Here is a 13,219-nt window from a genome sequence, read left to right as displayed (position 1 = left end):
TTTATAATTTAACAAGTTAATAACAAGTGAGATAATAAAATTTTGGCATAAAAAAAACCTACATCTTGGGGAAAATGTAGGCTATAAAATGCACAAAAAGGAATTATATATCCTTTTTGACAAAAAGAATTCTACGATATCATAAGACCTTATTTTATATTACTTTTGTAAAGTTAATAGTGCTTATTGTATTAATGCTTAATAACTTAAACTGATTCTTTATATAAATTTTTTAAAAGAAAATATTCAAAGTAATTCATTTTTTTCTTATTTAAATATTTTATTTGATATAAATTTCTCAGTTAAGCCTTCTATTACAGCTATATAAACACCTGTTTTAACAAGTTTTTTACAAAAATAAGCATAATTTTTTAAAGTTAAAACTCTATTTTTTATAATTTTCGTAAAATTAAAAGTTAATAAATAACATATGCATACATGAGTAATAACAGTTCGAGTTTAGAAAAACATTTATTCAAGTCTAAAAAAACATCAAATATTCAGTTTTTATAGCTTTTGTGGGGACGACACAACTATTACAATACAGTTTATAAATAGTTTAACTCTTCAGCAGTTTTAGGCATGTTATGACTTCAATGTCGAACACTACCCAAAAGCACTTTATTGTTGAGCAGTTTCCTCTACCGACTTGGGTCAGTGATGAAAAGGGCTTAATTTTATACTGCAATACGGAGTGTACAAAGTACTGGCGCGATACTTCTCCTCCATTGTTTCAGCAATGGTTAGATTTCGTGTACCCTGCCGATTTAGAAGAAGTTAAAAATAAATGGTTAGATGCTATACGGCTCCAATCAAGAGTTGAGTTTAAATGCCGTCTTTTGCATAAGAGTCACCACTATCGATGGTGTAAACTTTCTATTCAATTGTCGAAATACCATGAATCTTCTCAGGAAAATGAATGGTTTGTTAGTTTCCTAGATATTGACCAAGATATTCAAGAACAACAAAGCTTACGCAAAGATATCGATATACAGAACCAAATGCTCGATATTAGTGTGGATTGTATTAAAGTTTTAAATACTGATGGTACAGTGTCTCATATGAATAAATCAGGATGCCTTGCTCTAGGTGTACCTGTAAATGAAAAAAAATTTGGCATGCGATGGTTAGACCTTTTACCATCTCATATTCGTAAGCGTGGAAGAGTTGCTTTAAAAAAAGCCTTAGAAGGTAAAGTAGCCCGATTCGCTGGCATGAGTTGTTTACCTCATCAAGATCCTGAATATTGGGATAACATGCTTACCCCAATCCAGCATACAAATGGCGAAATTATTCAAATATTGTGTGTTTCCCGGAATGTCACTCAACAATATCTTACTGAAAACCGTTTAAGAGATATTAGTGAAAGAGATGAACTTACTGGATTATTTAATAGACGCTCGTTTAAGCTTCAACTAAAACGTACTCTCGCCTACTCAAGGGAAACGCAAACAAGTGTAGGACTACTTTTAATTGATTTAGATCATTTCAAACACATTAATGACACCATAGGCCATAGTGCTGGTGATCACTTATTAAAAATACTATCCAAACGTTTTAATCAATGTGTAGACCATGAACGATGTTCTGTCGCTAGATTAGGTGGCGATGAGTTTGCAGTTATTGTCAGCCATCTAAAAAATGAAAATGATGTGCGCGAGCTTGCTGAAGTATTGCTTCAGCAACTTAATCAACCTATTACGTATGCCGGGAATGTACTCAACGGCGGGATGAGCATTGGCTGTGCCATTTATCCTCAAGATGCTGTTGATCAATCAAGTTTATTAAGCTGTGCAGACATGGCACTGCATGACTTAAAAGCTCGAGGTCGTGGCGGTATACGTATGTATAACCCGAGTATGATGCAATTAACCGAGGCAATCGCATCTCAACTTAACATTGCCCGGCAGCTTATTCGTCACCATACTATCCAACCTTATTATCAACCTAAAGTTGATTTAAAAACACATACTGTCGTGGGCTTTGAAGCATTACTCCGTTGGCACACGACGTCGGCTCAGACAGGTTTACCTTCTCAGATTGCTGAAGCTTTCAAAGATTACGATTTAGCAAGTAAAATTGGTGAAATCATGCAGCATCAAGTTTTGCATGATATGGCTAAATGGATAAAATTAGGTTTTCAGCCCCTTCCAGTATCTCTAAATGCTGCACCAGTTGAGTTTTTAAGAGATAATTATGCAGAACGGCTATTAAAAAAAATTAATCATCTTGAAATTCCTACACATTTAATTGAAGTAGAAGTTACTGAGCATATGCTTGGGGACCGTGGTTCGGAATATGTTATTCGCGCACTCAATAAACTAAAACAACATGGTGTACGCATTGCTTTAGATGATTTCGGAACAGGATTCTCTTCTCTAACACATATAAGAGATTACCCAATTGACTGTCTAAAAGTCGACTGTAGTTTTATACAAAAGATGCAAAATGACCCATCAATTTATGCAATTGTCCAAGCCATTGGCTTACTTGCTCCAAATCTCTCACTTGGTCTAATTGCAGAAGGCATTGAAACACCAGAACAAGAAGAATTACTTCTTCAATTTGGCTATAACATTGGACAAGGCTTTTTATTCGAACAAGCTATCGATGCCAATCAGGTTGTATCTATTCTCAAACAAGGTCAGGCTTACTTAGAAAGTCATTATTCAATGAGTTAATCTCTACCTTTAAAAAGTAGGCGCTCACTTTGCACACTAAAAACACACAATAGAAATCATAAAATTGGCGATAATATAACCATAACGATAACAAGCTTAGGTTCTTCAACAATAAATATTGTCATAAGACAATAAGGAGCAATATATGAGTTATCACCATATTTTAGTTCCAGTCGATGGTTCTCCTACTTCACTTATTGCTGTTAACCATGCTGCAAGCCTTGCTAAAGCGTTTAACAGTAAAGTCACTTTAGTATATGCGCTTACTATTGATCCTTTTATTTCAGTTGAAATCATCGATAGTACAGAAATTGCGCAAGATTACTTTAATAAAGCGAGAGCTTCGATTCAGGGCATCTTAGATCAGGCTAAAGAACAATTTAATCAACACGGAATTTCTGTTGAAACAAAGATTGTTGAGGGTCAAACAATTCACACAGAAATTATTAAAGCAGCAACTGAGCTAAAAGCTGATTTATTAGTAATCGGTTCTCATGGGCGAAAAGGTTTTAAAAAGTTTTTCTTAGGAAGTGTAACTCAAGCACTCTTAGGAGAAATCCATGTACCAGTGTTGGTCGTAACTGAATAAATACATCTAAAGTTATGTAAAAACCCAGCGATAGCGCTGGGTTTTTTGCGTAGATCACTTTCCGTTATACGTAAATTTAATGAGAGAGCCTGGATTCTCTAAGTTATTTGTTACCGAACCATCATCTTTTTGCACATTACCAGCCGTATCTGTCAGTACATATAGAACATTACCCTCCGGACTTGCAATCACATCACGATAACGGTTATTGCTTTTAAACATCGGGATAGCATCATCTAAAGTCACACTATACGTCGGATCTAGCTTAATACGGAAAATTACCCCACGTTTTAAAGATGGTACCAATAATGTATTTTCCCATCCTGGAATCGCTTTTTTTCCTCCCGTATATACATATGCCGATGACGGCGCAACCGTTGGCCAACAAACATAAGTCATATCACCACAAGTTGGATCATTGTAGTTATAGGTATCTTGAACGGTATACAACGTTTTCAAAGGGGCTACAAAGTTTTTACTAGTCCATTCGGATTCTTTAGTCACAGGAACCCCTTCAGCTACTTTTATTCCGTTTTGTCCCAAATCCTTAACTTGTGATTTATTGGTTGCAGCCGAATAGTTAGCATAAGCATAACCACTATCATCTTTATAACCCGCTACATTTGGCCAACCATAGTTCCCACCTTTTAAAATGAGATTAATTTCATCATCAGAATTTGGTCCTTGCTCAGATTGTAAAAGCTTTCCGTTTGGAGCAAACGCTAAACCTTGTGGGTTACGGTGCCCTAAAGTGTAGATATGACTCACTACTCCGTTAAAGCTTGGGTTATCTTTGGGAATACTTCCATCCAGATTTAAGCGTAATACCTTGCCCATATAGGTATGGTAGTCTTTACTATTGAGCTCTTGCTGGGTTGGAGTGTGCTGTGCCTGATTTGGTAAGAACAAATAAGCTAGCTGATTACGGCCTTGGTCACCAATTGTATAATAGATTTTTTGGTCTGGACCAATGACGAGACGACCAGACTGATGGTCTTTCGATGATGGCAAGCCAGCAATCAAATCGACAGGTTTTTCAAATGTATCTGTTGTTTTGTTATAGGTATATCTACGGATAATCGTTTGATTAGGTAGTTCTTTATCTGTAGATTTTGGATTTTTAAAAGTGCCCGAAATATAGATATAAGGGTTATGTTTAAAGTCAGGATGAAAAGCAAAACCTAATAAACCATTCTGACCATCAGCATCATTCACAATTTCAGGAACCTGAAAAACGGTTTTTGCGCTACCAGACTCAGGATTTACTCTCAAAATTTTGCCAGTCGCACGCTCGGTTAACCAAATCTGATTGTCTGGTCCCCATAACAAAGCATGAGGTTTATTCAAGTTAGACAGAATAACTTTTTTATCAAAATTTTGTGTTTTTGCTTTAGCAAATTGTGCTGGGGTAAGAGGAATATCCGCAAATGCCGTATTAAAGGTAAATAGTTGTGCAGCACCTAAAAGAGTGATCTTCGCTAATAAATGTTTATTCATAATTCCACCTTATAAATTTTTTAAAGAGTTAACCCACACTAAAAACGTTTGATTTGTATGCGTTCTCTATATCTTTTGTATTATGATGAATAGCATATTTATTAAAATCCAAATTTCTGAAAGGCTCTGTTGCATAAAAGTAGCTATTCAAAACGAATGAATATCTTAGAAGTCGCCCTATGGTTTCCCCCTACCAATAATTCATTTATTTTTTAAAACGACTAATCCGCAGAAAATCTTTGTTAAAGTAATTGAAAAGTAAAAATTAATACTGAAACAAACAATTCAAACTATAAAAATATACATAACACAAAGCCAAAAGTTCCAAGCTAGGACTTAAGCATTAAATCAGAAATCAGGTTTAGTTATGTGTGCAAATTTTAAACCCCTTAAGAAAGCTCATGCTCATCAATTAGGCTTATTTGAACCTACCTTTGACTACAATTCGGATGTCTATCCAAGCGATGAGTGTCCAATGATCTTATCTCAACAAAATGAATGGGAATGGAGAAAAGTTAAATTTGGTATGCTACCTCCATATGCAAAAGAAATAACTTTTAAATACGCAACTTATAATGCGAGGACTGAAACGGTTGAACAAAAACGTTCCTTTAAGCATGCGTGGTCACACGATCAATTCGCACTTATACCTGTTGAAGCTATTTATGAACCTAAATATATCAATGGTAAAGCTCATTGGTATGGCATATTCCGTCAAGATGGAAAGCCATTTACACTTGCAGCAATTTATGAAGAAACCATAATTGATGAGCAGAAAGTTAGAACAATGTCATTATTAACAATCAATGCAGATCGACATTCTTTTATGAAACAGTTCCATAAACCAGATGATGAAAAACGTTCAATTATTGTGATACCTGAAGATCTTAGAAATGATTGGTTAAATTGCAAGCATCATGAAGCCTCTGACTTTTTCCTAGATATGCCATTAAATGAATTTACGTCTTTGCCTAAAGCTGAGATGAACAAATCATAAAATAGTTAGATGCCTGATAAGTGAAAGTAGCAAGCTTAAATGGCTCCGCCTAATAACTTATGTTATCCTTCGCACCTCTTTAAAACTTCAAATTTTCATTATCCATGACACTTACGCCACCTTAAGTTTATTTACCCTTCTCTTTTGTAAATAACTCATCACTATTTAGTGATGTGGTGTAGTCGCTTGTGTGTTGGTATATCACATCACTAGCCTTTCTAAAATTTAAAATTCTAGGCTATTTCCATGTTAACGAATCTTCGAGAACAATGGTTCTCTAATGTCCGTGCAGATATTCTTTCTGGGCTTGTTGTTGGTCTGGCTTTAATTCCAGAGGCGATTGCCTTTTCAATTATTGCGGGTGTAGATCCCCAAATTGGTTTATATGCATCTTTTTGTATTGCGGTTATTATTTCTTTTGTAGGTGGCCGCCCTGCCATGATTTCGGCAGCAACAGGTGCTATGGCCTTAGTCATGACGACCCTAGTGAAAGAACATGGTCTTCAGTATTTATTCGCAGCTACTATTTTGACGGGTGTTATACAAATTATAGCGGGATATCTTAAGCTTGCTAAACTCATGCGCTTTGTCTCTAAATCGGTTGTAATTGGTTTTGTAAATGCTCTCGCCATACTCATTTTTATGGCTCAACTACCAGAGTTAATCAATGTAAGTTGGTACGTCTATCTATTAGTCGCTATTGGTTTAGCAATTATTTATCTATTTCCCTATGTACCAAAGCTTGGAAAATTTTTTCCATCTCCCCTTATATGTATTGTTATAGTCACATTACTTACCCTCTTTTTAGGCATTGATGTGCGAACAGTTGGCGATATGGGAGCACTACCAAATACTCTACCTATTTTTTTAATTCCAAATATTCCTCTTAATCTAGATACCCTTCTTATCATTCTTCCTTATTCATTAGCGTTAGCTGCAGTTGGCTTACTTGAGTCGATGATGACAGCCACAATTGTTGATGAAATGACGGATAGCCCGAGTAATAAATTTAAGGAATGTAAAGGTCAAGGTATTGCCAATATTGCCTCGGGTTTTATGGGTGGGATGGCTGGATGTGCAATGATTGGACAATCAATGATTAATGTTAAATCAGGTGGCCGTACACGCTTATCTACTTTATGTGCAGGTATATTCTTGCTGATTTTAGTCGTATTTTTAAGTGATTGGTTGAAAGTTATTCCTATGGCTGCACTTGTTGCTGTCATGATTATGGTATCAATCAGTACTTTTGAGTGGAGTTCACTTACGCAATTTAAAACTCATCCTAAAAGTAGCAATATCGTCATGATTGCAACCGTTGTAGTAGTTGTAGCTACTCATAACCTAGCACTAGGCGTATTGACGGGTGTATTACTTTCCGCGCTTTTCTTAGCGAATAAACTTGAAAATGATGTACACGTGATAACCTCATTAGAAGGCAACTATCGTTTATATGATTTAAGAGGACAAATCTTTTTTAGTTCTTCAGATAAATTCATGCAAAGCTTTAACTTTAAAGAAGAAGTAAAAGAAGTCATTATTGATCTGACTCATTCACATATTTGGGATATCACTTCGGTTGCAATGCTTGATTCAGCAGTGGAAAAGTTTCAAAAGAATGGCATACAAGTTACTGTACGTGGTTTAAACGAAGCCAGTTCAGTCATGATTGACAAGTATGGTACACATGCAAAAATTTAAAAAAGGTCCTGCGGGACCTTTTCAATCATAGAGAATTATATTTTTAAGGAGATTTATATAATAAACGGTTTGGGCTACCAGATGGATTTTTCACCACATCACTAGTCGCTTGATTTAGCAGATTGGATGTTATCGTTTGAGGTGTAGCTGTAGGTGTACTTTGAAGAAGTTCAGCAACTACTCCAGCAACATGTGGAGTTGCCATGGAAGTGCCATTTAATACTTTAGTGGCCGTATTACTCCCAATCCAAGAAGAGTTAATTTGACTTCCGGGCGCAAAAATATCAACACAGCTTCCGTAGTTAGAATAGCTTGCTCGAGTATCAGTATTGTCAGTTGCAGCAACTGTAATTGCATTACTTGTTCTCGCCGGAGAAGAAGTACATGCATCTGTATTTGAGTTACCAGCAGCTACGACCATTACATAGCCATTATTATATAAGTTTTCTACTGCACTATCTAAAGAAGAGCTTGCCGCCCCACCTAAGGACATGTTTACAACAGCTGGTTTACTTCCATTTTTCAAAATCCAATCTAAACCAGCAATAACATTACTCGAAGCACCGGAACCATCACATCCTAAAATCCGAACAGGGACAAGTTTTACATTCTTGGCAACACCATAAGTGGTACCGCCTACCGTTCCAGCAACATGTGTGCCGTGCCCATTACAATCAGTCGTACCATTACCATCAGATATTGCTGTATATCCATTTAATACACGACCTGAAAATTCTTGATGAGTAGACAATATACCAGTATCAACAATATAAGCTGTTGTCCCGGTACCAGTTTGCGAATAAGAATATGTTGAATTTAATGGTAAAGCTTTCTGATCAATACGATCTAGTCCCCAATCAGGATTAGTTTGGGTCGTTGCATCAATATTCACTACAGTATCATTTTCTACAGAAAGAACTTGAGGGTTCTTTTTCATCGCTTCAATGAACGCTGTACCTGCAGTATCAGGTAAATAAATTGCAAAACCTTTAAGAGCACTGTCGTAACTTTGTAAAATTCTGCCACCATGCTGTTTTGCAATATTCTGTGCAAAATCTTTCGCAGGCCCAATATCCTTATTTAAAATGACAATATATTGATTTTTAATAATTCCTTTTGCTTGAGAAGAATCTATTGCAGAATTTAAAAGATTAGGTGCCGCATAAGCTAAATGAGTCGCAGCCATTGAAAGAAAAACAGCAGAAACCTTGCGAATCTTCATGTGTATCTCCATATATTATATTTCAGGTATTTTTATGATAAATAATAAATTTTTTATTTCAGGATTAAATTCAAGATGGAAATCTTAAAGATTTTTATCTGTTTTTAAACCTAAATCATATTTTCATAATTTTTTATTCCACACAATATGCTTCAACTTTTTCAATAAAAATTGTGATAGAAATCTAATTTAAATTTATATATTTTATTTTTTTATAGTGAGATGTATTTTATTATTTTGGAGAAATAAAATAAAAAAATATAATCATAATGAGCAATACTATAGTTGCTAGTGATAAGTAAGTTCCAACAGTATTAAAACTTTTCAAAAACTTCAAAATATCCATAACAATATGATAATTAATAAATTAGTAAAATTATTTCAAAATTTATCAATTCCTGCAACTCCAAGTAATTTACAATTTTTTTAACTATAAGTCATACGTATAATAAATGTATAGATATTTTATTTACTCCAATTACCATTTAAACTACTAATTCTAATAATTTTATTTAAATAAATTAATTTTATGAAAAAATCTTTTAATAAAAAATACCCTCATATCTAAAATATGAGGGTATTAAAATAAACAACTTTACAGACGCAGTATATGCATAAGTAAATATACACCTTTAAAGATATATTTACAATGCTTCTTTAAAATTTTCATTTAATTCGACCTGATCCTTCCTACTAACTGCTGCTTTAGTATGCTAAATATTTTTTAGCTAAGGATGATGCAAAATAAAAAAGTCCGTATCTTGGGAAGCTACGGACTATAAAACTCATCTAAGCAACAGCTAAACAGTTTGTCGATTAGAGAGAAAACACTATCCTTTTAATCTAATTGAGTTATTAATTTAGGTCAACTTGAAATCAAACATAGTGATAAAAAGCCACTTAAATGTGATCTATTCTACATTTTTACTTAAATGTAACCAAAAATGAATATATTTATTTCAAATTTAATAAAACATATTATTTGATGCAGCATCTCTTAGCAAAAACAAATTATTGATTTAAATAGTAAAATATAATTAACCTATTCTTATAAAGTTCAGCACCTACATTCCATATCTATTTAAATATATATTTAAAATAGTGGTCTAAAATTGAATAATGATTAACTCCAGAAATAGTCTCGAAAGAAACTAACTCATGACCAGTACTACATCTGTGTTCAAAATAATTTTGGCTTTGCCACTGCAATTCACTTAGCTCCAACTCTCCACACAAAATCCTACAAGGTATATCAGTCTGCTGTTTCTGATAAATAGGGCTATATTTCAAAATATCCTCTTCTGATAAGTTTAATGCATGATTTAAATGAGTCTCCTTTATAGGAGATAAATCATAAATACCACTTAATAAAGCCAATTCTGATAATAAAGGATGGTTTAAACATACAGCTCCAAGATGTGCACCTGCTGAATGCCCCACTAATAGAACTTCATTCGTTTTCCAATTTTGTTTAGCAATAAAATCTAGAGCTTTCTGAATTTGCATAATCATTTCTGAAATATGACTTTGAGGAGCCAAGTCATATTCTAAAAGTACACACTGGGCTCCTTTTGCCAATATATACGGCACTATAAAAGCAAAATCCGATTTATCACACCACTGCCAATAGCCTCCATGAATAAAAATCACGGTTTTATTGGTGTGTTCACAAGGAAAAAAATCCATCGTTGATCGGTTCTGTGAACCGTACTTTATATCTTTTATATGGTGATAGGTCTGATAACTCAGCAAGCTTCTATACTGAAAGCTTGCTAGTATTTCCCCCTCATTTGCTACCGTTGTAGCATTATCGTATTTTCTCATATAGTGATCACTTCAACGTTTCTTCACCAGAATTGAGATTTAGCTTTACAGTTGAACGTTTTAAGTAGAAGCAAAATATCAGAACAAGAACTAAAGGCACGCCAAACTGTAAAGTGGATTTAAACTCATTGGTAAACCAGGTAGTTACTGTAATACTCAAAATCGCAATAAACCCAAATAGTGAGATGAATCGACTAGCGGGAATTTTAAATTTTAGCTCGATGTTTTGCTGTGTCATGTGTTTTCTAAAAAACATATGTGTCACAAAGATACTGCCCCAAGTGAACAATGCACCAAACATCGATAGCGCAATCATAATTGGAAACGCAGAAGCCGGATTAATCGTATAAACAATACTAGCAATACCAATCCCTACCGCAGATAGCAACAGCGCATTTACCGGCACACCATTACTACTGATTCGGCCAAAAACTTTTGGAGCATCACCTGCACGTGACAAACTAAACAACATACGGGTTGAAATATAAAGCATGCTATTCATCGCAGATAAGGCAGCTACAATTACAATAAAATTTAAAATACTATCTGCATATGGGATACCAACAATCTTCATGACCATAACAAAAGGACTAGTTGCATCTGCTCCAATCAAAACAGTCCACGGCACCAAAGTAACGATTAGAAATAAGGATAATAAGTAAAATAAAATGAGTCGTAGCGCTGTGCTTTTAAATGCCTTTTTTACTGCTTTTTCAGGGTCTTTAGCTTCACCAGCTGCGACAGCAATCATTTCTATACTTAAGTAACTAAATATAGAAATAATGACTCCGATCCATACTCCACTAAAGCCATTTGGAAAAAAGCCCCCATGACCTGTCAAATTAGTAACTACTTGATTCATTCCCTGATTACTTTGCGTCAATATACCAATAGATAAAAGAATAAATACGATAATGGCAAAAACTTTAATTGTGGAAAACCAGTACTCGACTAACCCGAAGGCTTTTACACTATAGGCATTTACAACAAGTAAGGTCAGTGAAAAAAATCCAATCCAGACCCAAGAGCCTACATTCGGAAACCAGAGCTTCATATAATCAGCAACGGCGGTAATTTCGGTACCTACAGCCAACACAATACAAGCCCAGTAACAATAGCGGACTAAGAAGCCAGCGAGTGGAGACATATAATGTTCTGCATATGCACCAAATGAGCCCGAAGTAGGATGCTGCACTGTCATTTCAGCCAAACAAGCCATAAGTGCAAATGCAATTAAACCACCAATGGCATAGCTAACTATCACGGCGGGACCTGCAAAACTAATTGCAAATTTGCTTCCCATAAATAAACCGGTTCCAATTGCTCCACCAATCGCAATCATCCCCATCTGTTTTGCAGATAACTTTTTATGCAGTCCAGCTTCTCTATTTTGTATTTCATCAAAACTACTCATAGGCCCTCCTAGCCATTTGTTTTATTTTGATTCCTTAAATCAGGTCACTTCACCGCGAACTAAATAACGCTTGTTTTTCCACTCACTATTCAGCATGGTTTCTTTTAAATGCTGTACTGCATTCCAGATATCTTCAAAGCCCAGATACAAAGGTGTAATACCGAATCTCAAGACAGCAGGTTCACGATAATCACCAATCACGCCACGTGCGATAAGCGCCTGAATGATTTCATAACCAAACTCATGGCGATAACTGACATGACTACCACGATATTTATGATCTAAAGGAGTAATTAACTCAAATCCAAATTCAGAACATTCTTGCTGTACCAGCTGAATGAATAAATCAGTTAATTTCAGCGATTTTTCCCGGATTTTTTGCATATCAGCATGCAGGAAAATATCTACTCCGCACTCAATCAGACTCATAGAAATAATTGGCTGAGTCCCACATAGATAGCGACGAATACTATTCGCTGGTTCATAATGCTGGGCCATATCAAACGGCTTTTTATGACTCCACCAACCAGATAATGGTTGCCAAAACTGATCACGGTGTTTTTCATTGACCCATAACAATGCTGGAGAACCAGGTCCACCATTTAAATATTTATACGTACAACCAATCGCGAAATCACTATCAGCTTGATTAAGATGCATAGGCACAGCACCAACTGAGTGACATAAATCCCAAATAACCAGAGCATCTTGAGAGTGAATCTGTTTATTAATAGATGCCATATCGTAGAAATACCCAGTACGATAATTCACATGAGAAAGAACTACTACAGCAACATCTTTTTCTAGAACTCGAGCTAAGTCTTCTACTCCATCAATCAATTCAACTTGATAGCCCTTTTGAATTAAATCAATAAAACCTTCAATAATATAAATATCTGTTGGGAAAGCATCCTTTTCCGCAACAATTATTTTATGTTCAGGAAATTTTTCAGCCTGAATTTTTACCGCTGCTGATAAAACTTTAAATAAGTTCAGTGTAGTTGAATCTGAAATAACAACTTCACCCTGTTCTGCACCAATCAATGTGGCTACCTTATCGCCCAGTCTAGTAGGTAGCCCCCACCAATCAGCCTTATTCCAACTATTGATCAGATCTTCTCCCCATTCTTGGGAAATAATATGCTGAGCGACAGACAAAGATTTCTTTGGTCTAGCGCCTAAAGAGTTACCATCTAAATAAATGACACCTTCTGGCAATGCAAATTCATCTTTAAATTTTTTGAGTTCGTCTTCCTGATCCCAATACAAACACTGTTCACGAGTAATCATTTGG

The 13,219-nt window shown here is 35.2% G+C and carries 10 protein-coding genes; 4 read left to right on the top strand and 6 right to left on the bottom strand.

Features of this window, described 5'->3' with window-relative positions; translation table 11 throughout:
- Window positions 1-587: 587 nt before the first annotated feature.
- Window positions 588-2,681 carry a GGDEF domain-containing protein gene (locus MKL35_RS12495; protein WP_004708446.1) on the top strand — a complete coding sequence of 698 codons (2,094 nt, stop codon included), beginning with the start codon at window positions 588-590 and terminating at the stop codon, window positions 2,679-2,681.
- Between the two features lie 145 nt (window positions 2,682-2,826).
- Window positions 2,827-3,270 carry a universal stress protein gene (locus tag MKL35_RS12490; protein WP_004708443.1) on the top strand — a complete coding sequence of 148 codons (444 nt, stop codon included), beginning with the start codon at window positions 2,827-2,829 and terminating at the stop codon, window positions 3,268-3,270.
- A gap of 54 nt (window positions 3,271-3,324) precedes the next feature.
- Here the strand turns inward: MKL35_RS12490 and MKL35_RS12485 are convergent, their stop codons facing one another.
- Entirely contained in the window at window positions 3,325-4,767 is a 1,443-nt protein-coding gene (locus tag MKL35_RS12485; RefSeq protein WP_032011540.1) for a glucose/sorbosone family PQQ-dependent dehydrogenase, read from the bottom strand.
- A gap of 367 nt (window positions 4,768-5,134) precedes the next feature.
- Between MKL35_RS12485 and MKL35_RS12480 the strand changes: the two genes are divergently transcribed.
- Complete coding sequence (locus MKL35_RS12480) at window positions 5,135-5,764, top strand: SOS response-associated peptidase family protein (protein ID WP_032011539.1); 630 nt, start codon at window positions 5,135-5,137, stop codon at window positions 5,762-5,764.
- Between the two features lie 246 nt (window positions 5,765-6,010).
- Window positions 6,011-7,465, top strand: coding sequence for a SulP family inorganic anion transporter (locus MKL35_RS12475; protein ID WP_032011538.1), 1,455 nt, complete (start codon window positions 6,011-6,013; stop codon window positions 7,463-7,465).
- Window positions 7,466-7,508: 43 nt separating this feature from the next.
- Here MKL35_RS12475 and MKL35_RS12470 read toward each other — a convergent pair whose 3' ends face one another.
- The 5 genes from MKL35_RS12470 to kynU form a co-directional block, all read right to left on the bottom strand.
- Window positions 7,509-8,687, bottom strand: a complete 1,179-nt coding sequence (locus MKL35_RS12470; RefSeq protein WP_032011537.1) for a S8 family peptidase — start codon at window positions 8,685-8,687, stop codon at window positions 7,509-7,511.
- Between the two features lie 232 nt (window positions 8,688-8,919).
- A complete protein-coding gene (locus MKL35_RS19415; protein WP_080593683.1) occupies window positions 8,920-9,033 on the bottom strand; it encodes a hypothetical protein in 114 nt (37 codons plus the stop codon).
- A 731-nt stretch (window positions 9,034-9,764) separates the two neighbouring features.
- Complete coding sequence (locus MKL35_RS12465; protein WP_032011536.1) at window positions 9,765-10,511, bottom strand: alpha/beta hydrolase; 747 nt, start codon at window positions 10,509-10,511, stop codon at window positions 9,765-9,767.
- 7 nt (window positions 10,512-10,518) lie between these two features.
- The gene (locus tag MKL35_RS12460) at window positions 10,519-11,925 is read right to left on the bottom strand and encodes an amino acid permease (RefSeq protein ID WP_032011535.1); all 1,407 of its coding nucleotides are present in this window, start codon (window positions 11,923-11,925) and stop codon (window positions 10,519-10,521) included.
- A 39-nt stretch (window positions 11,926-11,964) separates the two neighbouring features.
- Window positions 11,965-13,215: a kynureninase gene (gene kynU / locus MKL35_RS12455; protein WP_002049669.1), complete on the bottom strand. Its 1,251-nt coding sequence runs from the start codon at window positions 13,213-13,215 to the stop codon at window positions 11,965-11,967.
- Between the last annotated feature and the right edge of the window lie 4 nt (window positions 13,216-13,219).

The sequence above is a fragment of the Acinetobacter sp. AOR41_HL genome, assembly GCF_027854645.1.
In the GTDB taxonomy this organism is placed as follows: Bacteria; Pseudomonadota; Gammaproteobacteria; order Pseudomonadales; family Moraxellaceae; genus Acinetobacter; species Acinetobacter nosocomialis.
Note: the sequence above shows the minus strand (reverse complement) of the source record. Positions and strands in the feature narration are given on the sequence as shown.